Origin of the sequence: Paraburkholderia graminis, assembly GCF_003330785.1 — a bacterium.
GTDB classification, from domain to species: domain Bacteria; phylum Pseudomonadota; class Gammaproteobacteria; order Burkholderiales; family Burkholderiaceae; genus Paraburkholderia; species Paraburkholderia graminis.
This window is the reverse complement of sequence record NZ_CP024935.1, coordinates 2215668-2240321: the sequence shown is the minus strand read 5'-3', so window position 1 is coordinate 2240321 and position 24654 is coordinate 2215668. Positions and strand designations below refer to the sequence as shown.

General features: G+C 63.5%; 23 protein-coding genes. 8 read left to right on the top strand and 15 right to left on the bottom strand.

The genetic code is table 11. From position 1 onward, the window contains the following. The first annotated feature begins 105 nt into the window (after positions 1-105). Positions 106-1521, top strand: coding sequence for an aminotransferase-like domain-containing protein (locus CUJ91_RS28160; RefSeq protein WP_114157689.1), 1416 nt, complete (start codon positions 106-108; stop codon positions 1519-1521). Positions 1522-1552: 31 nt separating this feature from the next. Here CUJ91_RS28160 and CUJ91_RS28155 read toward each other — a convergent pair whose 3' ends face one another. The 14 genes from CUJ91_RS28155 to CUJ91_RS28090 all read right to left on the bottom strand — a co-directional run bounded on the left by CUJ91_RS28155 (position 1553) and on the right by CUJ91_RS28090 (position 11038). Next, the gene (locus CUJ91_RS28155) at positions 1553-2179 is read right to left on the bottom strand and encodes a LysE family translocator (RefSeq protein ID WP_107706895.1); all 627 of its coding nucleotides are present in this window, start codon (positions 2177-2179) and stop codon (positions 1553-1555) included. Between the two features lie 121 nt (positions 2180-2300). Beyond that, a complete protein-coding gene (locus CUJ91_RS28150; RefSeq protein WP_374710169.1) occupies positions 2301-2780 on the bottom strand; it encodes a DUF3788 domain-containing protein in 480 nt (159 codons plus the stop codon). 54 nt (positions 2781-2834) lie between these two features. Then, a complete protein-coding gene (locus CUJ91_RS28145; RefSeq protein ID WP_006049580.1) occupies positions 2835-3341 on the bottom strand; it encodes a YkgB family protein in 507 nt (168 codons plus the stop codon). Positions 3342-3511: 170 nt separating this feature from the next. After that, the gene (locus tag CUJ91_RS28140) at positions 3512-3961 is read right to left on the bottom strand and encodes a GNAT family N-acetyltransferase (RefSeq protein ID WP_114157688.1); all 450 of its coding nucleotides are present in this window, start codon (positions 3959-3961) and stop codon (positions 3512-3514) included. A gap of 43 nt (positions 3962-4004) precedes the next feature. After that, positions 4005-4475 (bottom strand): pyridoxamine 5'-phosphate oxidase family protein, encoded by a 471-nt coding sequence (locus CUJ91_RS28135; RefSeq protein ID WP_006049578.1) that lies wholly within the window; start codon positions 4473-4475, stop codon positions 4005-4007. A 71-nt stretch (positions 4476-4546) separates the two neighbouring features. Next, a complete protein-coding gene (locus tag CUJ91_RS28130; protein ID WP_006049577.1) occupies positions 4547-5242 on the bottom strand; it encodes a glutathione S-transferase N-terminal domain-containing protein in 696 nt (231 codons plus the stop codon). A 95-nt stretch (positions 5243-5337) separates the two neighbouring features. Beyond that, a complete protein-coding gene (locus CUJ91_RS28125; protein WP_114157687.1) occupies positions 5338-5883 on the bottom strand; it encodes a carboxymuconolactone decarboxylase family protein in 546 nt (181 codons plus the stop codon). A gap of 139 nt (positions 5884-6022) precedes the next feature. Further along, entirely contained in the window at positions 6023-6658 is a 636-nt protein-coding gene (locus tag CUJ91_RS28120) for a nitroreductase family protein (RefSeq protein WP_114157686.1), read from the bottom strand. Between the two features lie 84 nt (positions 6659-6742). Further along, positions 6743-7507: an alpha/beta hydrolase family protein gene (locus CUJ91_RS28115; RefSeq protein ID WP_114157685.1), complete on the bottom strand. Its 765-nt coding sequence runs from the start codon at positions 7505-7507 to the stop codon at positions 6743-6745. Between the two features lie 173 nt (positions 7508-7680). Then, positions 7681-8634 (bottom strand): AraC family transcriptional regulator, encoded by a 954-nt coding sequence (locus CUJ91_RS28110; protein WP_114157684.1) that lies wholly within the window; start codon positions 8632-8634, stop codon positions 7681-7683. Between the two features lie 36 nt (positions 8635-8670). Continuing rightward, positions 8671-9381, bottom strand: a complete 711-nt coding sequence (locus tag CUJ91_RS28105; RefSeq protein ID WP_107706892.1) for an SDR family NAD(P)-dependent oxidoreductase — start codon at positions 9379-9381, stop codon at positions 8671-8673. Between the two features lie 25 nt (positions 9382-9406). Beyond that, complete coding sequence (locus CUJ91_RS28100; RefSeq protein WP_081652980.1) at positions 9407-9670, bottom strand: DUF3331 domain-containing protein; 264 nt, start codon at positions 9668-9670, stop codon at positions 9407-9409. A gap of 20 nt (positions 9671-9690) precedes the next feature. Next, positions 9691-10341: an FMN-dependent NADH-azoreductase gene (locus CUJ91_RS28095; protein WP_107706891.1), complete on the bottom strand. Its 651-nt coding sequence runs from the start codon at positions 10339-10341 to the stop codon at positions 9691-9693. 79 nt (positions 10342-10420) lie between these two features. Continuing rightward, complete coding sequence (locus CUJ91_RS28090) at positions 10421-11038, bottom strand: nitroreductase family protein (RefSeq protein ID WP_107706890.1); 618 nt, start codon at positions 11036-11038, stop codon at positions 10421-10423. A 187-nt stretch (positions 11039-11225) separates the two neighbouring features. Between CUJ91_RS28090 and pdxR the strand changes: the two genes are divergently transcribed. The 7 genes from pdxR to CUJ91_RS28055 all read left to right on the top strand — a co-directional run bounded on the left by pdxR (position 11226) and on the right by CUJ91_RS28055 (position 23627). Further along, on the top strand, positions 11226-12635 hold the full coding sequence (gene pdxR, locus CUJ91_RS28085) for a MocR-like pyridoxine biosynthesis transcription factor PdxR (RefSeq protein ID WP_114157683.1): 1410 nt from the start codon (positions 11226-11228) through the stop codon (positions 12633-12635). Between the two features lie 917 nt (positions 12636-13552). Beyond that, the gene (locus CUJ91_RS28080) at positions 13553-14332 is read left to right on the top strand and encodes a response regulator transcription factor (RefSeq protein ID WP_114157682.1); all 780 of its coding nucleotides are present in this window, start codon (positions 13553-13555) and stop codon (positions 14330-14332) included. Positions 14333-14416: 84 nt separating this feature from the next. Next, the gene (locus CUJ91_RS28075; RefSeq protein WP_114157681.1) at positions 14417-16816 is read left to right on the top strand and encodes a CHASE2 domain-containing protein; all 2400 of its coding nucleotides are present in this window, start codon (positions 14417-14419) and stop codon (positions 16814-16816) included. Between the two features lie 643 nt (positions 16817-17459). Then, positions 17460-21701 (top strand): YadA-like family protein, encoded by a 4242-nt coding sequence (locus CUJ91_RS28070; protein ID WP_114157680.1) that lies wholly within the window; start codon positions 17460-17462, stop codon positions 21699-21701. A gap of 44 nt (positions 21702-21745) precedes the next feature. Next, complete coding sequence (locus CUJ91_RS28065) at positions 21746-22576, top strand: OmpA family protein (protein WP_053860001.1); 831 nt, start codon at positions 21746-21748, stop codon at positions 22574-22576. A gap of 244 nt (positions 22577-22820) precedes the next feature. Next, a complete protein-coding gene (locus CUJ91_RS28060) occupies positions 22821-23225 on the top strand; it encodes a hypothetical protein (protein ID WP_114157679.1) in 405 nt (134 codons plus the stop codon). A gap of 93 nt (positions 23226-23318) precedes the next feature. Next, the gene (locus CUJ91_RS28055; RefSeq protein WP_006049563.1) at positions 23319-23627 is read left to right on the top strand and encodes a hypothetical protein; all 309 of its coding nucleotides are present in this window, start codon (positions 23319-23321) and stop codon (positions 23625-23627) included. Between the two features lie 33 nt (positions 23628-23660). Here CUJ91_RS28055 and CUJ91_RS28050 read toward each other — a convergent pair whose 3' ends face one another. Next, positions 23661-24545 carry an endonuclease/exonuclease/phosphatase family protein gene (locus tag CUJ91_RS28050; RefSeq protein WP_114157678.1) on the bottom strand — a complete coding sequence of 295 codons (885 nt, stop codon included), beginning with the start codon at positions 24543-24545 and terminating at the stop codon, positions 23661-23663. Positions 24546-24654 lie beyond the last annotated feature (109 nt).

Sequence of the window (24654 nt, the reverse complement as noted above, 5' to 3'; positions counted from 1 at the left end):
GTCGCGCTAACTGTGTTGGTGGATCGGCGGTAACTGTGCCGACGCGATCCGCTTCGGGCCGCGCGTCGCGGCCGGCTTTTTCGTTCCGAGTCCACATCCCCGACCATGATCGAATTGAATCTCGAGCGCGACCGGCGCGCCGCTCCCACGCTCGTCGACCAGGTCGTGCAAGGCTTCGCGCAAGCCATCGAAGCGCAGTCGCTGCGCGCGGGCGCGCTGCTGCCGTCGGTGCGGCAACTCGCGCAGACGCATGAGTTGAGCACCTTCACGGTGACGGAGGCGTACAACCGTCTGGTGTCGATGGGGCTCGTGGTCGCGCGGCGCGGCTCCGGTTATCGCGTGGCGGCGCGCTCGCCTGCGCCGCGAGCGGCCGTGACCGACTGGCAGCCGCCGAGCCTCACCGCGACCTGGCTTCTGTCCGACGTATTCGCCGACCATTCGGTGCCGATCAAGGCCGGCGGCGGCTGGCTGCCGAATGAATGGATCAACGAGACCGGTTTGCAGCATGCGTTGCGCGCGATGAGCCGGGTGCCTGCCGCGCGGTTCGGCGATTACGGGCATCCCTACGGCTTCGCGCCGTTGCGCGAGCGCATCGCCGAGCAGCTCGACCGGCGCGGCCTGCCCGTCGACGTGTCCAACGTGCTGCTCACGCAGGGCGCGACGCAAGGGCTCGATCTGATCGTGCGCACGTTGCTGCGCGCGGGCGACGCGGTGATCGTGGAAGATCCCGGCTATTGCAACCTGCTGCAGATTCTCAAGCTCGCCGGACTCGTCGTGCATGGCGTGCCGCGCACAGCCGCGGGCGTCGATACCGAGGTGCTCGAAGCGCTCGTCGCGGAGCACAAGCCGAAGGCCATTTTCGTCAACACGACGCTGCAGAATCCGACCGGCGCGACCTTCGGCATGTCGGCGGCGTTCCGCCTGCTGCAGATCGCGGAGCGTCAGCGCATGTGGGTGATCGAGGACGACGTGAGCCGCGAACTGGCGCCGTCCGGCGCGCCGCTTTTTGCCGCGATGGAAGGCTTGCAGCGCGTGCTGTATGTGGGCGGTTTTTCGAAGACGGTGACGCCTGGCTTGCGCTGTGGCTACGTGGTCGCGGAGCGCGCGGTGCTGCGCGAACTGGCGCGCACGAAGATGGCGGTGGGCTTGACGTCGTCGGAGGCGATCGAGCGGATTGTCGATAAGGTGCTGCTCGAGGGCCGCTACGCGCGTCACGTGGAAGCGGTCAACGAGCGGCTCAAGCTCGCGCATGCGACCGTCGAAGAGCGGCTCGACTCGCTTGGGCTCGAAGTGTTTCATCGGCCGCGAGCGGGGTTGTTTCTGTGGGCTCGCCTGCCGATTGATCCTGCGTCTGCCGGCGACGTCGCGACGGCCGCGCTCCAGCACGGCATCTGGCTTGCGCCCGGCTCATACTTCCGGCCGGACGACGCGCCGAGCGCATGGTTTCGCTTCAACGCCCCTTATTCGACCGACGATGCGTTGTGGCGCTTCATCGAGCGAGTAGGACGCGGGGCGGTTTAGATGCGCATCGCCTGGCGCCCCTCTCACACGCTTACGCGGGGGCTGCGTCCAGCAGCTTCAGCGCGATCGGATACAGCGAAAGCACGAGCAGCAGCGCCATCGTGATGTTGAAAGCGCGCAGACGCCTCGCGTCGGACAACACGCGCCGCATCGCGGTGCCAAACCCGGCCCACAGGCAGATGCACGGAAAGCCGATCACATAGAACACCGCCGCCATCGCCACCGCGTTCATGCTGTAGCTCTCGCTCAGATGGATGGTCGTGGCGGCGGTCAGCACCATCATCCACGCCTTCGGGTTGACCCACTGGAACGCGATAGCTTCATAGAACTTCATCGGCCGGCGTTCGCCCTGCCTGACCTTAAGTTCGCCCGACGTGCCGATTTTCCACGCGAGATATAGCAGGTAGGCGACGCTCGCCACTTCGAGCACCGTGTACAGCACCGGGAAATGCACGAAGGCTTCGCCGAGTCCGACGCCGACCGACAGCATCAATAGCACGACGCCGGCGCTGATGCCTGAAATATGCGGCAAGGTGCGGCGAAAACCGAAGTTGACGCCCGACGCGAGCAACATCGTGTTGTTCGGACCAGGCGTGATGCTGGTGACGAGCGCGAACAGGATGCCGGCGGGCAGCGCGCTGAGCGTGAGGTAGGACATGGCGGGCTCCGGAACGAGGCTAGAAGATTTTGACCATTCTAGCCAGCGTTGCCGGTACAGTACCGGTACGGATCGCGGGATGATGTCCGGTACAGAGAACGTGGCTTGCGCGACGTACGATTCAATCGCGTGAAAGCGTAGGGCGCTTCATACGCATCAGCTCGGTCACCTCATGCCGATCATCCGCGGATGAAATCGGGACAGTCAGCCATTTGCCGTCGGGGTAGGCGCGGGCTTCATCGTAGAGCTTCACCAACTGTGGGCTCCAGAAGTAACGCCGCGCCTCGAACTTCTCCCGTTCAGCTCGCCCCAGGACCACGAGAACCGACAACAGCCTGTATGCGGGCAACAGCGTGCAGAGCGCCTTGGTCTTCCGGTAGCGCAGCGACCAACCGCGCTTCTTGCCGCCATATAGCCAGTCTGGCACAAAAACACCGGGATACGATGCGTCGATCCAGCTCCGCAGTTCGACCCAATGCTCGAAAGCCTCCGGCCCCATCCAGTCGCGGATAGTGCGCTCGTCGGGCTGCGAAGATTTGTCGGCGATTCTGTCGCCGATCTCAGTGGACTCGTTCACGTTTGCTTTCCTCTTCATCTGCATGGGTGGAATGCTTCGCGCGGTACCGTTAATCGCGGTATCGAAAGTTCATCCAGGTCACGGCTTCTGAGCGTTAGCCCACGAGGCCTGAATGGACGCCACAAGGAGAGAAAGCGATGCAGCCAGTAGAACGACATCTTTGAGAAGGAACTGGCCAGGCAGGGCTGAAATTGCAGGAAACCCACCCGCCGTCGCTTCGGCTACGCCTGGCGTGCTCAGGAAGAAAGTCAGCGTGATGAAGTAGGTCGCGGCCGACATCGCTGCACCCAATGCGGAGAAAACGGGCACGAAGGCTCCGATAGTCAGCGCTGCCGCAGTCGACAGTTCGAGTACGCCGATAACGTCGCTTGCCCCTTGAATTCCGAACAGGGAATGCAACCAGCTCATGATCGGGCTGTGCATAATGAACGGAGCGATGCCGTTGGCTTCGTAGGCGGTGAATTTCATTGCGCCGAACCAAAGAAAGACGATGACAAGCGCCCATCTGAGTAGAGCCAGACTAGAGAGCGATCCTGCGCTTTTCTCTGCGATTTGAAGACGGAGCTGATCTGTGGGAATAGACATTTTGGGTTTCCAATTCAGGTTGTGGGTCGGTCATTAGGAGCCTTCACTTTAGGCTTGCCCGATGCGGGTTTCGAGACTGCAATTGCTCAATAAAATGCTCAAAAGGATCAAAGAAGGCGTGGTTGCTTGATGTGTCGCAGGAGTCTTGATGAGATCCCGCACGGGAATTTTCAGGTGAGCAGTTTCCGGTACTGGACGAAGCCCGAGCGATGTCCGACGCTTTCATAAAGCCGCATGGCGGCAGCGTTGGTTCGGTGTGTCAGCCAGTGCACACGCGCCGCCCCGCGACGTTTCGCGTCCGCATAAACATGCTCGATCAGCGCGCGGCCGATGCCGCCGCCACGCACATCGGCTGCCACAAACAGGTCTTGCAGATAGCAGTAGTTAGCGGTTGTCCAGGTGGATCGATGGTAGATGGAATGCACCAGGCCGAACGCGTGTTCGCCCATCATGGCAAGCGCCGCATGCATCGGCTCCAACGGGTCCACGAAGCGTGCCCATGTTTCGAGCGTCACCGACTCGGGGATATTCACTTCGTAGAATCGCTGATAGCCTTTCCACAGAGGAAGCCAAATATCAAAGTCGTTCTTTTCAATGGCTTTGATCTCAACCGATAGCATAGATTTTCTCCTGGCTTGCGCGAGTACTTCTCACGCTATTCGCCTATTCGCCGATGCGTTTAACACCGTACTTTTGATAGTAAGTGTTCCTGATTTCATCCTGAGTTCGAGCAGGCTCCGCGAATACATGCGCCGGCGACAGCAGCGGAGAGATCGAAAGCGTTTCGATCCTGACGACGTGATCGACGGGGTACTCGGGGCCGTTCGTCGAGCGGACCCAGTCCGCGATCATCGAGTACTCGTCATCGCCTGGCGGCAGGATCGACGCATGACCTTTGAATCGATAACCGCGCCTCTCGAAGATGTCGATTACGTTGATCTCGACGGCGGGCTTGCGTTTCAGGTTTCGTATCGTCGCGGGCGAGGCGATATCGGCGAAGTAGAGAACACCGTTCCTGACTGTCAACGATGCCTTCGGCGAAAGATTCGGCGTTCCATCGTCGTTGACCGTCGCGACGAATGACAATATCGCCCGCTTGATGATCGCCTCTGCGTCGGCGTTGATTTCGATCACGGAGATCCTCGCTTGAAAAGAATGTGAGCGGCTTTATGCTTCGCTATACAGAACGTTTCGACAGCCTCGCTTCAGGCCGCGGTCACTGCCAACCCGCGCTGCACCGCCGGGCGCGCGAGACCGCGCTCGAACCAGCGCTCGACATGCGAGAAGCGGTCGAAGCCGACAAGCTCACGCGCTTCATAAAAGCCGATCAGGTTGCGTACCCAGCCGAGCAGTGAAATATCGGCGATGCTGTACTCAGCGCCCATTACCCAGTCGCGGCCCGCGAGCCGTTGGTCGAGAACACCGAGCAGCCGCGCTGATTCCGCGACGTAGCGATCGCGCGGGCGCTTGTCCTCATACGCTTTGCCGGCGAATTTGTTGAAGAAGCCAACCTGGCCGAACATCGGCCCGACACCGCCCATCTGCCACATCAGCCACTGGATCGTTTCGTAGCGAGTAACGGGATCGGTGGAAAGGAGTTGCCCGGTCTTCTCGGCGAGATAGATCAGGATCGCTCCCGATTCGAACAATGCAAGCGGCCGTCCACCGGGACCGTCGGGATCGAAGATCGCCGGAATCTTGCCGTTCGGATTGAGGGCGAGAAAAGCCGGGTCATGGTGCTCGTTTGCCATGATGTCGATGCGGTGCGCCTCATACGCAAGACCCGTTTCCTCAAGCATGATCCCGACCTTCACGCCGTTGGGCGTCGGTAACGAAAAGAGCTGGAGCCGATCAGGATGCCGCGCCGGCCAGCGCGTGAAAATTGGATGATCGAGTGTCATGCTTGTTCTCCTGGGTAAGCCGGCGGGGCAGAGCCGTCGTATGACCGGCTCTTCCGCCTTGTTTCCCAATTCCCTCGCAGACGAGGGAATAAAGTTCAGATCGAGCCGGCCGGCGTAACCGGGGGAAAGTCCTTCTCGGGATCGAACACGTTATTGAAAAAGTTCGTCAGCGAGTACATGGCCACCAGCGCGACGATCTCCATCACGTTTGCATCCGTGTAGCCGGCATCGCGGACGGCTTTCAGATGGGCGTCGCTGACTTGCCCGCGGGTCTCGATGACCTTGCGCGCAAACTGAACCGCGGCGTCGCGCTTCGGGTCGGCAGCATGTCCTTTGCGGGCGAGAATGATTTCATCGGCCGGCAGCTTCGCCATATGCTCGGCGGTAAAGCTGTGCACCGTCAGGCAGTAGTTGCAGCCGTTCACCTCGGAGACAACGAGACCGATGCTGTCACGCGTCTTTACGTCGAGTGCCTTGCTCAGCGAACCGAGCAGCGTGGCCCATGCGTTGAACGCGATCGGGCTTTGCGCGAAGCTCGACATCATGTTCGGCGTGAAGCCGATATTTTTGGTGAACGCATCGAGCGTCGGCTTCGAATCGGCCGGCACCTGTTCCGGCGTTAAAGTAGTAGTCCTTGCCATCGTAGTCATCCTTAATTGCTGGTTTTACAGATTGAGAACGGTCATTGGGAGACCATCCGTTGATTTGCTTCGCGCCCAGGTTTCGGGTCGAAGCGGGTTTGCCATTCAAGCAGGCGACACCTTGTGCCTGTCTTTCACTTCATACCAGGTCCAGCACTTCGGCCACGGGACGGCGCGGCTTCTGCGCCCAGTTTCCGGCTCGCTCCACGCCTACGGACAACAGCAGAACCGGTACTTCGTCCGCGGCCAGTCCGAACTCGCGGTGTACGCCTTCGTCATCGAAACCGATCATCGGCGTAGAACCTAGGCCCATCGAGCGGGCTGCATAGATCATCGCCGCCGCGCCGAAAGTCGCGGTGCGCACGGCCTCGTCACGACGGCGCTGCGGGTACGCCATATACAGATTGCGTGCGGGGATTTCCCACTCCGGCACCATGGTTGCAGGCATGACGCCCGCTTCCACCAGCGGTGCAAGACGCTCCGGAATCACGCTGGTTTCGACCAACTGGCCGCAGACGATGAAAGTCACCGCTGCATCTTTGACCGCGGGCTGGTTCCACGCAATCGGGCTCAGTCGCGCCTTGGCTTCGGGCGTACGTACCGCGATAAAACGCCAGTTCTGCAAGTGGAAGGATGTCGGCGCACTCGTACCGATCCGCACGAGCTCGTGGATCTGTTCGTCGCTCAAGGTCGCGGTCGGGTCGTAGTACTTGGCCGCGCTGCGGCTCAGAATGCATTCGATGACGGCGTTGGTCATGTTGATTTCGGTTTTCATAAGGATTCCTGTGTGTAGAAAGGTAGGTTCAGGCGTGGGAGTCCCTGCGCTCCACCCGGAGCGCAAAAGCACATGTCATTCAAATCAGGAAATCAGATACCGGCTGGCCCAGGTCGAGATCATTGCGGCCGCATAATCGGCGTCGGCGCGGCGCGTCAGCAGGTGGTCCGCGTTGTCCAGCGAAATAAAGCTCTTGGGGTGCTTCGCAGCCGCAAAAATACGCGCGGCGTTCTCGATGCCCACTGTCGAATCCAGTGGCGAATGCAGCACCAGCAATGGAATGCGCAACCCGGCGATTCGCGACTCGAGGTTGTGACACGCCAGGTCGTCGACGAAACTCTTGCGCACGACGAACGGCCTGCCAGCCAGCAATACTTCCGCTTCGCCGTGCGCCTCGATGGTTTCAAGGCTTTGCGGGGCGAACTGATGCAGAACATGGCGGGTATCGAACGGAGCGGCCAGCGTGGCCACCGCACGAATGCCCGGCATCTGGCCCGCGGCCATCAGGACGGCTGCGCCGCCGAGGCTATGGCCGACCAGAATCGATGGCGGCTTGCCGTCGCTGGTCATCGCGTTGCCCGCCGCAACCAGGTCGTCCACGTCGGCGGCGAAAGTCGTGTCGGCGAAGCTTCCACCGCTATTACCCAATCCGGCAAAGTCGAAGCGCAGCACGCCAATGCCGTGAGCGGCGAGCGCTCGTGCCACGCGACTGGCGGCGAGGCTGTCCTTGCCGCACGTGAAGCAGTGGGCGAGGATGGCCCAGCCACGCGGCTGGCCGTCCGGCAATTCCAGTCTGCCGGCGAGCCGGTAGCCGTGCGGTCCGTCAAATTCGAAGGCTTGTGCGCTCATAAGTCGGTCTCTCTCGTATCAGCGTGCGTTGCGTCGATGCTGTGTCAGGCGGTTAGGAGCCTCCACTTTAGCCCTCGTCGATGCGGCTTTCGAGACTGGATTTGCTCAATAAAGTATCCAAAAGGATCAAGTCGACGCGAAGCGATGATTCGGGACCGGCACTGGGACCGCTATTAGCCGTTGCGCGCCAGCCGCCGCCATTGCCCCGGCGTCATGCCCATCCTCTCGGTGAATACACGGCGGAATGACGACACCGATTGATACCCGACCGACTCGGCCACGGCCTCGGTGGTCATCATCGGTTTCTTCAACTCGTTGGCAGCGAGGCTCATCCGGATATCGGTCAACAGATCGACGGCCGAGCACCCGAGCGTGTCCTGAAAGTGCCGCATGAAAGTGGCGCGCGACATGCTGCATAAGTCGGCTAGCTCAGGCAGGTTCCAGGGCCGCGCGGGATCGGCGAACATCGCTGAAATGGCCGGCGCGAGTCGTGGATTGCCGGCCAGTGCCAACAGGCCTGCAGGGGCTTCTTCCGATTCGCTCGCCTCGCGCAACACGAGCGTGAAGAGCGCCGAGGAGAGGGCGTTGACGATCGCGTATCCGCCGACTTTGTCGCCCGTGGACTCTTCGCGCATCATCCCCACGAAACTCGCCAGGTGGTTCGGTGCAGACCCCACATCCTTTTCACTGTGACCTTCCAGGGTCCGGACGACGACATTCGTAGGCAGGTAATTGCGAATCAGCCGATCATGAGGCGGCCCGATCAGAAATCGCCCGCACAGCATGTCCAGACGCTCGCCCTGGCCGTCGTTCTCGCTGAACATCAAACCGGCGGAGTCACGGCGTTCGCACGTAGGTCGGGGCGCATGTCCGCTGCCGTCGTGCAGTACGTGCGCCGAGCCGTGAGGCAGCAGCACGACATCGCCGGCTACCAGTTCGCGCGCCGTGTCTGTCTCGGGGTCCTCGATAATGGCCCGGCCCTTGAGCACGACGTGATAGGGAACCTCTTGCGCACTGGCCTGCGGCCAGGCCACGCGCCACGGCGCACCATACGCGCAACGGACTTCCAGCCGGCCGGTGATGGTGATCATTTGCAGCAGGTGGCTCAGCCAATCGACTTGAGACATAGGGCTCCGTTAGGCTTCGGCATGGAGAAGAGCGTTTCAGTGGCCCGCGCTTTGTCCGCCATCGACGTGCAGGATTTCTCCAGTAATGAACGGCGCCGAATCGAGAAAGACGACAGCGTCGGCGATATCGCGTGTTTCACCCAGGCGCCCGATGGGGTTGAAAGCTCGCAGCGCTTCATGGATTTCAGGCGCGTGCATCGGCGTGTCCATGTTGCCGGGCGCGACGGCGTTCACGCGAATTCCCTTCTTCGCGTACTCGATTGCCAGCGACTTCGTGGCCGCGTTGATGCCGCCCTTCGTCAGCGCCGCGAGGACCGAGTAGACCCCGCTGATTGCGACCTGATCGATGCTGGCCGTGATGCTCACCACATGACCACTCGAATGCTTTTCCATCTCGGCGATCGCTAGCTGCGTGATGTAATAGAAGCCCGCCATGTTCACGTTCATCACCGCCGCATAGTCTTCCGCGGTGTGTTCGGTAAAAGGCTTGCCGATGTAGATGCCGGCGTTGTTCACGAGCGTATCGATCCGCCCGAATCGTGCGACGCCCTCGGCGATGACACGTCGCGCGGTTGCCGGGTCGCCGATGTCGCCGGCTACCGTCAGCAGGTTCGCGTCGTCCGATGGTTCGATCGAACGCGAGGTGGCAACGACGGCACAGTCGAGTTCGAGAAACGCCTGAACGATCGCGGCGCCCATCCCGCGCGAGGCGCCGGTAACGACGACAACCTTTCTCGATGTACTCATACATGTGCTCATACTTTAGTACTTTTCAAAAGGATGGTTTCTCGGGGAATCCAGCTACTGCGGAAGCCAGGATCATGCGGTGGCGATTGAGCGGCACTTGCGATCGATACACACGCGGACGAAATATCGAATCCCCGCGGCGTATCGGCTTACCGGACAGCACGCAAACGGCATCCACACGCGCGACACAGATGCCCCAGACCTGGGCCGCGCAATGACCCGAACAAGGATCGCTCCAGCATACGCTGATCGTTGTCGACGACAGCTTTTCCACGATTGAGACGCGCAAGGACGAACGTTCCTGATAAGTTACCGGCTCGACGCTTGTTCAAGCGAGGTCTGCACGAGGCTGACCATTGCCGGTTCGATCGTCGCGACGAGCGAGCGGCGAAGTTCGTTGGCGCGAGCCTCATCGATAAACGCTGTGCCTTGCAAAGGCAGGTAGTGGACTGTATTGAGACCGATGCAGCCGAGTACGGCGGTGAGGTAAGGCGTCAGGAAATCCGGCTGATTGGCTCGCTCACCAGCGAACACGCCACCCGAAGCGATCGCGACGAACACGGGGCGGTCCTGAAGCATTCCCACTTTGCCGGCTGGTGTCGACTTCATCGTGCGGCCCACACGGAGGATCTGATCGATCCACGCCTTCAGAACGGACGGCACCGTGAAGTTGTTCATCGGCGTGCCGATGACAACGACATCGGAACGCTCGACTTCGTCAATGAGTTGCTCGGCGAGCACTAGCGCGTCGGCGGAGCGTCCAGCCGCGGCCAGCGACGCGGGCGTCGCGAGCGCGGCGGCATAGTCGGCGCCCGCGTGAGGTATCGGTTCATAGCCCAGATCGCGGCGGCTGATACTCGCGTCGGGGAGGATCGAGAGGAGCTTGTCGACGACTGCCGACGATAGCTGCCGGCTGTGCGACTCGCGTCGCGGACTGCAATCGATGTGCAGGATATTCATGCGGCTTTCTCCAGCAGCTTCACAAAGGCAATGGCGGAATCGGCCACCTGTTCCCGCACATCGCCGGTTCTACTAATCATCAGACGAGCGCCAGCACATCGGCCACGGGACGGCGCGGCTTTTGCGCCCAGTTTCCCGGACGCTCCGCGCCTATCGACAACAACATCACCGGCACTTCGTCGTCGGCGAGTCCGAACTCGCGGTGCACGGCTTCGGCATCGAAACCGATCATCGGCGTCGAACCGAGACCCAATGAACGGGCCGCATAGATCATCGCCGATGCGCCGAAAGTGGCCGTACGTACCGCCTCGTCGCGCCGGCGCTGCGGGTGCGCCATGTACAGATCGCGTGCGGGGTTTTCCCATTCCGGCACCATCGCGGCGGGCATGACGCCCGCTTCCACGAGCGGAGCGAGGCGTTCCGGTATGACGCTGGTATCGACCAGTTGTCCGCAGACGATGAACGTAACCGCCGCATCTTTGATCGCGGGCTGATTCCACGCGATCGGGCTAAGCCGTGTCTTGGCCTCGGGCGTACGTACTGCGATAAAGCGCCAGTTCTGCAAGTGGAACGATGTCGGCGCGGATGTGCCGATTCGCACGAGTTCGCGGATCTGGTCGTCGCTCAACGTCGCAGCCGTGTCGTAGTACTTGGCGGCGCTGCGGCTCAGGATACATTCGATGACTGCATTGGTCATGGTTAATCCTATGGGTGAATAGATAGTTCGATATGCGAATTATTACCCGCTCGAATCGGTCGATCGGGCATGGCCTGGTATCTCCCTATTGGGCTCACATTTCTACCTGCTATGGTGGGAATATTCTGTACCATCGATGGTACGAATAGAAGAACCAAGATTCCCCATTTTCGTGTGTACCAAGAACATGCATCCAGACCTGAAAATTCGGCTCGACCGGACAGCGAAGCTGCCCCTCGCAGAACAGATTCGTGCGAGCATTAGCAGGACCATAGAGGCCGGGCTGCTCGCACCCGGCACGCGGCTGCCCTCGTGGCAGGACCTGGCGGCGCAACTCGGTGTGGCGCGCGGTACGGTTCAAGCGGCCTATGAACGGTTATGCGACGCGCAGATGATCGAAACATTCGGGGCGGGCGGCACCCGCGTCGCCCCGCGGCCGCGCGTGGTGGCGACTCAGGCGCAAGCGCCGCAGCTCGGCGCCTTTATGCGGGCTTATGAGGAGATGAACGCCGGGCCGGCGATCTTCCAGCTCGGCATTCCGGCGTTTGAAGGTCTGCCCGAACAGCTTTTTGCGCGCGCGCGTTCTTCCAATCTGCTGAAGACCGGATGCTTGTCGTCGCTGCTCTATCCCGATCCGAGAGGGGAGTTCGAACTGCGCAGAGAGATCGCGGGCTATCTGTCCATCGCCAGAAACGTCCACTGCTACCCGGAGCAGATTTTTATCACCTCCGGATACAGCGCCGGCTTGGGCCTCGCACTGCGAGTGTTAGGTCTGGAAGGCAGGAAGGTCTGGATGGAAGAGCCCGGTTTCATGGTCACGCGCAAAGGCCTGGAGCTCGCGCGTTTGAATATCGTGCCGGTGCCGGTGGATGCAGAAGGCCTCAACGTAGGCTATGGCCTTGAGAACGCCGCGGACGCCGCGTTAGCAGTCGTGACGCCTGGTCAACAAGCGCCACTCGGCTCGACGCTGTCGCTCAGGCGGCGGCTTCAACTGCTCGAATGGGCAGCCTCGAGCCACGCCTGGATCATCGAAGACGATTACCTCGGCGAGCTCCAACTGCAAGGCAGGCCCGCACCTGCGCTCGCGTCGCTGGACGAGGGCAAACGGGTCATTCACATCGGTTCGTTCAGCAAGACGGTTAGCCCGGGGTTGCGGCTTGGATTTGTCGTCGCGCCGAACGAACTGGCCAACGCATTCGCCGAGGTCGCCGCAACGCTTGCCCCGGCACCATCGCCAGTCATTCAACTCGCCACAGCGCAATTCATGCGTGACGGTCACTACATCCGGCGCGTGCGCCGGCTCAAGCGTCTTTATTCCGCCCAGCGTGACGCGCTATGCGAACAGTTACGAATGCGCGACGCGGAGTGGGTCAATGCCGGCCTGGCAGTCCTTCTCCGACTACCCGATGGCGCGCCCGACGTGCGGATCGTTCGCGAAGCGATGACCGTCGGCATGGCGCCATCGCCGTTGTCCGTGTGGTTCGCGACTCCGTCGTGGACATTACCGGGGCTTTTGCTCGGCGTTGCGACGGCGCCTGAGCAGCACCTGGCCACGTCGTGTCAGCGACTCTTTGAGATCATCGACCGATATCGCTGACGAGATGCACACCGAAGCCGAGTACACGATAAATAATCGCCCTTCCCATTTGTTGTAATTCTCATACAGCGTTTAGAACGGGCAATTGACAGTTTTTGTAAATTAAGTAATTCGACGGCAAAAAAATATCAGTCGGAGCTTATCGCGGAATTCATTCAATTCGCACCGAAGATCGCCAATGCTGCTCCAGAAATGCCGAAACAATCCAGCCGGCCAGACGGTTTGCCATCACCGGCGGCTCTGCATCGGCGTCCGGTTGTTTAAAACACACGTCGGCCACGCACGCCCGCCACGCCGTCATCTGGCGGTCACGAGGCCGACGCCAGGTAGTTGCTCGAGACCATTCAATCCTGCCCCGATTGTTAAATAAACAATACACGTCGTTATTCTGTGGATTTACGTAGACAAATAAATGGCCATATGCCAAAGTCCCGCCGAGCACTTGCCTTACCAACCGTTACAGCGCTGTGACGCGTGTTGCCGCATTGGACAAAAGATAGTGCTCGCAGAGTTTTCGAAAAGAGATACTGACGATTGTCGGAGAGTCCGTGCCACGCGGACGCACCGATAGCGCAACCGAACAAACCGAACGACCGAATAAGCGGCTTGGTGAGGGCACGGCAATATGAGCACCCAGAGGCTAACAGGCCATCGATACGGCCAAAAACAGGTAGTCAATCTACTTCAATCAGCATTCCCACGCGCTCCTTGCGCCGGCCGCTGAGCAATTTTCGGCCTGCTACTTCGCGTCTCGCTGCCAACGGTTAATGCCTCCTCGCATGTCGAGGACGGGTCTGCTGCGCCCGTGCTTGCACACCGTGTCGTGCAACGAGCATGCGTCGTGCAGATGCCGCCGGGTTTCAGCGCAACGACCGTGAAGGCCATGCCGCCCAAGTGCTAATGAAGGATGACACCCCATGCGTGTGCTGATAGTCGAAGATGATCCCGTTCACGCGAAATCCGCGGCGCGGGTCGTGGAGCCCCTCGGGCACGAGATCGTCGAAGTGAGTGACGGCGAGCAGGCGGTCCGCCTGCTGCGCTCGGAGCCGTTCGACCTGGTGATTGTCGACTGGCTGCTGCCCAGAATGACCGGTTTCGAACTGCTTTACTGGATTCGCCGCACGCTCGGCGCATCGCCTACCGTGCTGTTCGTGACCAGCAAATCGCTCGAAGACGACGTCGTGCTCGCGATGGAAGCGGGCGCCGACGACTACCTGGTGAAGCCGTTTCGCGTCGCAGAACTGGTGTCGCGCGTGAACGCGCTGCTGAGGCGCGCAACGCGCGGCAACGAGCACGGCGGCCTCATCTGCGCGGGCGAGTATGTGCTCGATTCCGTGGAGCGCACCGTGTCGCTGCGCGGTCAACGCATCGAACTCACGCCGAAGGAATTCGATCTCATCGCATTCTTCTTCAACAATCTCGGCAAGCTGTTATCGCGCAAGGTGGTGAGCATCAGCACGTGGGGGCGTGAACTCGATCCGGCTTCGCGTACGCTCGACACGCACATCTATCGCGTGCGTCAGAAGCTTGCCCTCGCACCTGAAAACGGACTGCGGCTGAGTTCCGTCTACACGCACGGTTATCGTCTCGAGGCCGTGCCGGCGCGCACGCTTCATCCCGCGGCGCCGAGCCATCATTCGCCTGCGCAACCAATGCAGGCGGCGCAGTGGGCGCCGGCCGGACTCGCCTATGAGTAAGCGGGCTAAGCGGCCGAAGCGGGCGGCCTGTGAGCGTGTCCGGCCAACTGGACAGCCGGTCAGCAATCTCGCGGGCGCACGCTGATGCACGCCGACGACAGTCCCGCGCCCGTCGACATGGCGCGTGAATGCCTCGCGCTCGGCGTGTTCCTCGTGCTCGTATGTGTGGCGTTGACGATGTCGGGCGTATTGCGCCGCGCCGATCTGTTCTTCTTCGACATCGCACAGCCGCGCCTTCAAAGGCCGTCGCCGGCGAAGATCGTGCTGGCCGCCATCGACGACGCGAGCGTGCAGGCGCTCGGCGGATGGCCCGTGCCGCGCAAGGACTACGCGGCGCTCATCGACCGGTTGACCGCCGCCGGAACCGCAGCCGTGGGACTCGACGTGGCCATGACCAACCACGGAAGGCTCCAGCCGGCCGGCGACCAACGACTCGCCGACGCGATGAAGCGCAATGGCCGCGTCGTGTTGCCGGTGGTGGTTGTCTCGGGCGACGCGGATACAGCCGGCATGCCGGAAGTCATCGAACCCGTCGCGCCGATGGCCGAGGCGGCCTTTGCGCTTGCCGAAGCCAACGCCGCACCGGACGCCGACGGCGCCACGCGCAGTTTCTATCTACAGGAAGGTCGACCGTCCGCCGTCTACGAGCACATGAGCGTGGCGCTGCTGCGTACCGGTGGTTTGCCTGTCGCGCGATGCGGCGAAGCGCCGGCACGCGAGGCCGGCCGCTGGTTCAGCGCGTGCCGCCGTTACGTGCCGCTCGGACGCGAGCGGTCCTACGCGTCGTATTCGTTCGTCGATATGCTCGAAGGCCGCGTGGCTTCGAGCGCGTTAAAGGACGCGGTCGTTATCGTCGGGCCGACGGCGAGCGCCGCCGACACGCATTTCGTCACGCCGGGCCGCGGACGGCATCTGCTGTCGGGCGTGGAGTTTCTCGCCGAAGCGACGAGTGCGCTCGCGAGCGGCTCGTTCGTGCGTGCAGCGCCGACAGCCGCTCAACTTCTGTTCAGTCTGTGCATGCTGCCGTTGCTGTGCGCCGCGCAGTTCACGCTAGGACCGCGCTCGGGGTTGATCGCCGCCGCGGCGCTCGCACTCGCGGCGTGCGCCGCGTCGCTCGTGCTGCTCAACACCATGCACGTGTTCTTCTTTCCAGGCACCGCGGTGGCCGCCTGTCTCGTGGCCTATCCGGTCAGCGCGTGGCGGCGGCAGGAGGCGCTATTACGCTATCTGAGCGAGGCGGCGGCGCGCGCAATGGCAGAGCCTGGCTTCCCCGGCGAGCCGCCCATGCATCGGCCCGCGATCGACCCGCTGCATCGCCGCGTCATGGTCATGAGCGCTGTCGTCGCGCGGTTGCGGCGTTCGGCGTCTTTCATCTCCGAGTGGATGAACAGCCTGCCCGAGGCGACGCTCGTGGTGGCGTCTTCGGGCGTCGTCATGCTCGCGAACCGGAAGGCCGTCGCGCTGTACGAGTCCGACTCGCACGCGCCAGACTCGCCGCGGCGTCCCGCGGGCCGGCTTGCGACGGATGTCGTGCGCGACATGACGGCCTCCGAGCATGCCGTCGAGTACGTCCAAAAAGCGCTGCAACGCCTTGCCGAGACCGCGCGTTCCGAGCCGGCTACTCGTGCCGCAAGTGAGAGCAGCGCAGCATCGCGCGTGGAATCTGCGGCACAGATGGACGGCATCGAAATTGTCGACGCAAAACGACGTTCGCTGCTCATCAAGTGCGCGGTGGTGCCCGCGCTGCATGCGCGCGACGCTGCGCTCATCTTTCATGTGGCCGACGTCACGCCGATGCGCATCGCCGAACGTCAGCGCGACTCGGCGCTGCGCTTTCTGTCGCACGACATCCGCTCGCCGCAAGCCGCAATACTTGCGTTGATCGAGCAGCGTCGCCATGCGGGCGGCGATCTGCCGGAGTCACGCTTCGTGGAGCTCGTGGGCCACTACGCGCAGTGGTCGCTCAGCCTCGCCGACCAGTTCCTGTTGCTCGCGCGTGCCGAAGGCCGGCCGCCCGCAGCGAGCACCGTCGATCTGGCCTTGCTGCTGGGCGACGCCGTCGACGATCTCTGGCCGCAGGCCAGCGCGAAGCAGACATCCGTACACCTCGCCGCCGAGCCGGGCATGCTGGTAGTGGCCGATGCGCCGCTACTGCGCCGCGCGTTCGCCAATTTGATCGACAACGCCATCAAGTTCAGCCCTCCGCGGGCGACGGTCAGAGTGGCGGCAGGTGAGCGCGGAGAGCGCTGGGCCGTGACCGTCGCCGACACGGGCAGCGGCATACCGGCCGATCAGATACCCAACCTGTTCACGGAATTCTTCCGGCTTCCGTCGGATCATCCGGCGCCTGGACACGGGCTCGGGCTCGCCTTCGTCAAGCACGTCATCGACACGCTCGGCGGGCACATTGATGTCGAGAGCGAAGTGGGACACGGTTCCCTCTTTACGCTTCTATTGCCGAAAAAATCCGGCTCGCCTGAATAACAGTCATTCGCTGATGGCGCCAAATGCGCGCGCCGGCATTTCCTGAAGAATCTTCAATAGCTTTGAAAAACCTTTGCGACAAACCGGGATCGCGCCGCGATATATGGCGCGGTACGCCAATTGCGTCTTGCGCTTAAAGAATTCGCATTTCGACCGGTTCGAGAATTACGGATAAACAATCAGTCCGCATTAATCCGGCTGCACAAAAAAACGTCAAATGTGACATGCGTCGGCCTGTTTCTTGATTTTGCCGACGCCCGGACAGGCAGGCGAGCCGTGACTGTCGGCATGCCCGTTCAACTTTGTCACATTTCAGTGACAATTGTTCAATATTGTCCGCTCTCTTTTCCATCGGCCTATCCCTTACTCTATGTTTCACCGGGTTCTCGCCTGATTCAGGTAACGGAATTACGACAACCAGCGCTTAAAAAATACGCAATCGATCGGATTGCCGGTATTTTTGCTCGCCCCTGTCTGACGTTATTCGTTCGACTCGAATTATTCGAGGCGAGGACCTCATTCGTCGATAACAAACGGTTATTTATTTAGCTCGGCAGACGTTTATCGCACTTATGCAGATTCAAGCTGCCATGAGTGCGTGATGCGTCTGTGTGGAACACGCCGCTTACAGGCAGGGAAATCTATGAATCGAACTTACCGCACTGTGTGGAACGCGGCGCTCGGCGCCTTCGTCGCCGCGTCCGAACTCGACCGGACCAACGGCAAGGGCAAAGGCGCGTCTGCGGGCGTCGTCAATGTCTGCGCCGCGGCTGCAAGCAGCGACGCAACCGACGCGCGCAGCCGTGGTCGTGCCATGCCATCGCTTGCCGCGGCGGCGTTGGTGCTGCTGGGCAGCGGCCTCGCCGCCCCGAGCGCGCATGCCCAGTTTGCGTTGGACGGCGGCAGCGCGAGCGGATCGACCAGTGCAATCGCAATCGGTATAGGGTCGACTGCCTCGCAGCAGAACTCCACGGCGTTGGGCAACCTGGCGATCGCCACGGGCATCTCAGCGAGCGCACTGGGGCCAGGCGCGCTGGCTTCCGGAAACAATTCGACGGCCGTGGGTATTAACTCGACGGCGAGCACCACGGGCACCGTTGCGGTAGGGCTCGGCGCCGTTTCGTCGGGAGCCAGCGCCGTATCGATCGGCAGCACCAGTGTTGCGAGCGGCGTCAACAGTACTGCGACGGGCTATCTGTCCAGCGCAACGGCTCAAGGTGCTGCCGCTTACGGTACTTCGGCAGGCGCAACCGGGCTTAATTCCAGTGCGCTAGGACCCGGCGCCAAGGCGTCCGATACCAATAGCTCCGCGTTAGGATCGTTCGCCAACGCTTCCGGCGCGGCCGCTGTCGCGGCGGGCGCTGCCAACGCTTCGGGCGCCTCTTCGTTCGCGGGAGCGGCCGGGGCAACGGCATCGGGCGATCACGCGACGGCGCTCGGACCCTTGTCGACTGCGGCCGCCGGCACGTCGGTCGCCATCGGCAATCAGGCGATCACGACCACCGGGGGCGATGCCGGTGTCGCGGTCGGTTCGGGCGCGATGGTGAGCGGCGCATCCGGCGTCGCGGTCGGCGTGAACAGCGGCGCGTCGGGCACTGGGGCGATTGCGATCGGCGTGGGCGGCACCGCAGGTGTACCGGGCTCCGGCACGCAGGCCACCGGCAACTTCGCGATCTCGATGGGCAACAACACCATTGCGAGCGGCGCGTCGGCTCAAGCCTTCGGCAGCGGCGCGACGGCCAGCGGCAACAGTTCGGTTGCGGTGGGCGTCGGCGCGCTGACATCCGGACTGTCGAGCAGCGCCTTCGGCAATCTCGCGAGGGCGACCGGCACGTCGGCCGTCGCGCTCGGCGCGGGCGCGAATGCAACCGTCGACAACACCTCGGCGCTCGGTCTCAACGCGAGCGCCACGGCAACCTCCGCGACGGCGCTGGGTGCGGGCGTTCATGCAACGGCCCTGAACGCGACGGGCCTCGGCATCAACGCGCTCGCCACCGGCGTGCAGACCACGGCGTTGGGCGGCGCGACCACGGCAAGCGCCAACAACGCCACCGCGGTCGGCTATACGGCGGTCGCGTCGGCGGCAGGCGCAACGGCAATGGGCATCGGCTCACAGGCGCTTGCCACGATGACGGTCGCCTTCGGCGCCAACAACATCGTCGCGGCCGCGGCCGGCACCGGCGCCATTGCGGGCGGCCATAATTCGCAGGTCACGAGCGGCACGGGCGCGGTCGCACTCGGCGAAGCCCAGACGGCGAGCGGCAACGGCGCAGTGGCGATCGGCGATCCGAATTCGGCCATCGGCAACGGCGCCATCGCGATGGGCGCGAACAACACGTCCAACGGCCAGGGCGCGATCGCGCTCGGTAACGGAAACGTTGCGACCGGACAAGGCTCCGTCGCGCTCGGCAACGCGTCGCAGGCCAACAGCGCGGGCTCAGTTGCACTCGGCGATACGGCCGTCGTGCAGGCTGCCGCATCGCGCGGGCTCGCGCTCGGCTCGGGCGCCAACGCGAGCGTGGCCAACAGCGTCGCGCTGGGTGCGAGTTCCACGACGACCACGTCGACGCCCACCTCGGGCGCGACCATCGGCGGCGTGAGCTACTCGTTCGCCGGCGCGTCGCCTGCGGGCGTCGTGAGCGTGGGCGCGTTGGGTGCCGAGCGGCAAATCCAGAACGTGGCCGCGGGTCAGTTGAGCCAGTCCAGCACGGACGCCGTGAACGGCTCGCAGCTTTACGCGACGAACCAGCAGGTCACGGCCAACAGCACCGCCATCGACAACATCAACAACGGCGCGGGCATCAAGTACTTCCACGCCAATTCGACGCTGGCCGATTCTGTCGCCACGGGCACGGATGCGATCGCCGTGGGCGGCAACACGCAATCGACGGCGGCGAACGCCGTGGCCGTCGGCTCCAACGCCATCGCCAGTGTCGCGAACAGCGTGGCGCTGGGTGCGGGTTCCACCACCACGGCCGCCACGCCGACGTCGGGCGCGACCATTGGCGGCGTGAGCTACACGTTCGCGGGCGGCGCACCCGCGGGCGTCGTGAGTGTGGGCACGTCGGGCGCCACGCGGCAGATCCAGAACGTGGCCGCGGGCGAGTTGAGCCAGTCGAGCACGGACGCCGTGAACGGCTCGCAGCTCTACGCGACCAACCAGCAGGTGACGGCCAACAGTACCGCCATCGACAACATCAACAACGGCGCGGGCATCAAGTACTTCCACGCAAGCTCGACGCTCGCGGACAGCCTGGCGACGGGCACCGACAGCGTCGCCATCGGCCCGGCCGCGGTCTCGGCCGGCACCTCGAGTCTCGCCGCGGGCAATGGGGCCTCGGCGCAGAACGCCAACTCGCTTGCGCTCGGCACGCTGTCGAGCGTCACCGTCGACGACGGCGTGGCGATTGGTTCGGGCTCCGTATCAGATCGCGCCGTGCTCTCAGGCGTCGGCTCGATTGCCAACGGCACGCATTCGATTCCGTACAACACGTCGGATCGCACGCTGCTCGGTGCGGTGTCGTTCGGCAATGCGTCGACGAACACCTATCGCCAGCTCACCAATGTCGCGGACGGCACTGAAGCGCAGGACGCCGTCACCGTGCGTCAGCTTGCGGGCGCGTTGTCGTCGTTTGCCGTGACCGGGCAGTTGTACTTCCACGCGAACTCGACGGCGGCCGACTCGCTCGCCGTCGGCGCGGAGTCCATCGCGGTGGGCCCCACGACGGTCGTGAACGGCGACAACGGCGTGGGCATCGGCAACGGCGCAGTCGTGGATGCCACGGCGCCGGGCGGCGTGGCGATCGGCCAGGCATCGAGCGCCGCGCAGGCCGATGCGATCGCGCTCGGCAGCGGCAGCGTGGCGGGCGGCGCGCAGTCGATTGCGCAGGGCGCGAATTCGAGCGCGGCCAACGTCGGCAGCGTCGCGATCGGTTCGGGCGCGCGCAGCAGTGCCGTGGATGCCATCGCGTTTGGCTCGGGAGCCAGCGCGACGATGGCGAACAGCATCGCGCTCGGCGCCGGCTCGCTCACCACGGTCGGCGCGCTCAGCAACTACGTGGCGTATGGGTTGAGCAGCCCGCAATCGTCGGTGGGGGAAATCAACGTCGGCAACCGGCAAATCACGGGCCTGGCCCCTGGGCGCCTCGGCACCGACGCCGTGAATGTCTCGCAACTCGACGCCGTCGCTTCCCAGCTCACGACGCTCATCAACCAGAACACCACCAATAACGGCGGTGGCTATACGTCGACGCCGGGCACCGGCAACAGCACGGCGCCCTCGTCGACGGGCACGAACTCGTCCGCGGGCGGCTCCGGGGCCGTCGCCTCGGGCTCGAACAGCACGGCGGTCGGCAACGGCTCGCAGGCGACGGGCAACGGCTCGACGGTGGTGGGTACGGGCGCGACTTCGTCGGGCAGCGGATCGGCGGCAATCGGTGCGGGCAGCGACGACGGCGGCCGCTCGAACGTGGTTGCCGTGGGCTCCGCAGGTTCGACCCGCCAGGTCGTCAACGTCGCGGCGGGCACGGCGCCGACCGATGCCGTGAACGTCGGCCAGCTCAACGCGAGCGTGAGCAACGCGCTGTCACAGGCGAACAGCTACACGGACAGCCAGGTGGCCGGCCTGCGCAACAACCTCGACTCGTATCGCCGCGACGCGGACGGCGGCACCGCCACGGCGATGGCTGTAGCCGGCCTGCCGCAGCCGTCGGGGCCGGGCAAGAGCATGGTGTCGATTGCGGGCAGCGTGTATCGCGGTCAGTCGGGCCAGGCGCTCGGCGTTTCCACGATCTCGGAGAACAACCACTGGGTCTACAAGGCGGCCGTCTCGACGAACACGCGCGGCACCTACGGCGCCGTAATGGGCGCGGGCTATCAGTGGTAGGCGCGGAAGGCGCGGAAAGCGCACTAGCCGCAGTAGCCAAGCCGATGCGAAACCTCAAACAAGACAACAAGCGAATCATGAAATTACAACCAGCTATGCTGCTTTCGATGTGCCTCGCGGCTGCCGTCGTCATGCAGGGATGCGCGGTGCCGCAGACGCCGCCGAAGTTTCCGGACGCCACGTCCGCGTCGCCGGCCGGCGGCACGTTCGTGAACGTGGCGAACCTGCGCAACGTGAGTACCGGGCTCAACAAGGACCAGCTCTATGACCTGATCGGGCCGCCGCACTTTAACGAGTGGTTCGTGGGCAATCATGTCTGGAACTACCTGTTCGATTTCCGTCGCGGCGACCGGGTGGTGTCGTGTCAATATCAGGTGCAGTTCGACAAGAACATGCGCGTGAGGGCGACGTACTGGCGCGATCCACAGTGTGCGGACTTGATGAGCGACGCCGCACCGGTTGCGCCTGCTCCGGTCGCGGCGAAGCCGGCGGCGCTCGAACAGTTCACGTTCGAAGGCGAGGCGCTGTTTCCGTTCGGGAAATCGAGCCTCAATTCGATGCTGCCGCGCGGCCGCGCCGAACTGGACGCCGCGATCGAGAAAATCCGCAAGGAAGACGGCGTGACGCGCATCGACGTGGTGGGTCACACCGACCGTATCGGTTCCGACGAGAGCAACCGTGCGCTGTCGCAGGCGCGAGCCGAAACCGTGAAGGCGTATCTGGTGGCGCACGGCCTCGACGCTGAGCGCATTCGCGCTTCGGGCGCGGGATCGTCTCAGCCGGTTTCCCATTGCCCGCCGGGTGAAACGCCTGCCGTCATTGCTTGCCTGCAGAAAGACCGGCGGGTGACGATTGCGATTTACGGGCAGCGGTGAGGGTTGGTGGTTGGGGTTGCGGTTGTGTGCAGTGGGGGTAGTGTGGGAGCGGTTGTTCCGGTGACCGCTCGCCAGTACCCCGGATTTACGAAGTGCTCGGGCAGAGCCACCGCAATCAGGCAATTGAGCCGCGCCTTCGCACGTTGGCTGGTCTTCTTCGATTAGTCGTCTCGCGGACCCGCGTGTCGCATGGCAGCGTCTAAAATGGGTTTACCCATGCCGTCCGGCCGCCCGGAGGCCGCTCATGAAAATCCGCCGACTCGCTGCGTCGCGCGCCAGAGTGCTTGTGAGTGCCACATGCCTGGCATCCCTGACATTCCAGGCGTCCGCCAGCTACAACTCACCTGCGGCCGACGCGAATCCATCGAACACCATAACAATCGTCGCGGGAACCTACGGCCGAAACTGCGGCCAGCAGGAGGGCAACGCCACGCTCGAGCTCGCGCGTCGATGCGATGGCCGCACAGCCTGCACCTACATGCTGACCGGTGACGTCGCCGGTGGAGGCGTCCTGTCATGCCGCAGCGATCTGACCGCGCAATGGCAGTGCGGCGACGGCCGGACGCACGCCGCAGCGCTTGCGCCAGGCGCGGCGCCGGGCGACCAGTTGTTGCTCGGTTGCCGCGAGTTTCCCGGCGCGGGCAAATGACGCGGAAGCCCCGCAACGCTGCCCCTTGCCCCGCCGGACGGCTTGGACCATCATACTAGGATCGTCAGTGCCAGGGTGCTGGGGGGAAATATCATGGCTACATTCGGTATCGACGCTGTGCGCATCAACCCTTCGAACGACCGGATCACGCATGTGCGCTGGGCCACGGTCGACCCCGCCACGCGCAGCTGGTTGTCGCCGACCTCGATTGTCGAAGTCGCCCAGGTGGTGGCCGCGATCCGTCGCGGCGACGCCGTCTGGTCGCTCTTCACGCTCGGCGGCACGCGCTTTCTCGGGCCGAAAATCGTGGCCGTCTCCCACACCAACGGGCATGACGGAATCGACACCGACGTCCCCGACGGCCACATCGAAAAATGCATCGACGACCTGCCGCGCATCTAGCGCGCGGCCCGCGCTTTCGTCGTACGTTGCCGCTCAGCGCAGTTCGAGCCACATCGGCTGATGATCCGACGACCGGCTGTGCGCGTCGACCTCGCAACTCACGACGCGCGGCGCAAGGCCTTCGGTGACGAACACGAAGTCGCAGGCAAACGGTCCGTCCGGCCATTGCTCGCGGTCGTACAGGCCGACCGTCGCGGCGCGTGCGTCGTTGCGGTGCGCGAGCGTCCAGGCGTCGGCGAATGCGGGCGCGCCGGCAATCGGCTCGAGCATCTTGCGATACGCGGCGCTTTCGAACGCGCTGTTGAAGTCGCCGCAGACAATCGCGCTCATCGGACGGCCGCTGTCGGCGAACGGGCTGTCCTGCTTCTCGGCGCGCGCCGGGCGGCGCGCGTGCCCGCATGCTTCCTGATGCAGCTCGCGCAGCCTGTCGACCTGCGCGAGCCGCTGCGTTTCCGAATAAAACTCCAGGTGCGTGCTGATCACGCGCAACGGTCCGACGTCGGTATCGATCACGGCCTCGAGCGCGACGCGCAGCATCGACGGCTTCGCGGGGTCGGCGGGCCACGGCAGCGAGTGGCGCAGTACCTGCCTGACCGGCAGACGCGTGACGATCGCGTTGCCGAACTGCCGCCGCGGCTTGCCGCCACCGACGCCACCACCGACGCCCGGAAGATCCGAGCCGATCGCGTCGATCACGGTCATGCCGGGCAGCAACGCGGCGAGTTCGGCGAACTGATCGGCGCTGGGACCACCGGCCAGTCCGCCCATCTGCTGCGGCTCATGAAAGCCGCGCGTCACTTCCTGCATGCACATGATGTCGAAATCGCACAGCGCACGCGCCTCCCGCACGATGCGGGCGAGATCGACGCGGCCATCCACGCCGCGCCCCCACTGAATATTCCAGTCGACGAGCCGCATGAGATTCTCCTGCAAGAGCTGTGTTGGTAGTCTATCGCTCACAGGCGAGTCGAGCCGTCCGCGGTGTCCGGCCGACGTAACGGCACCCACAACGCGTGACGATTTTTAT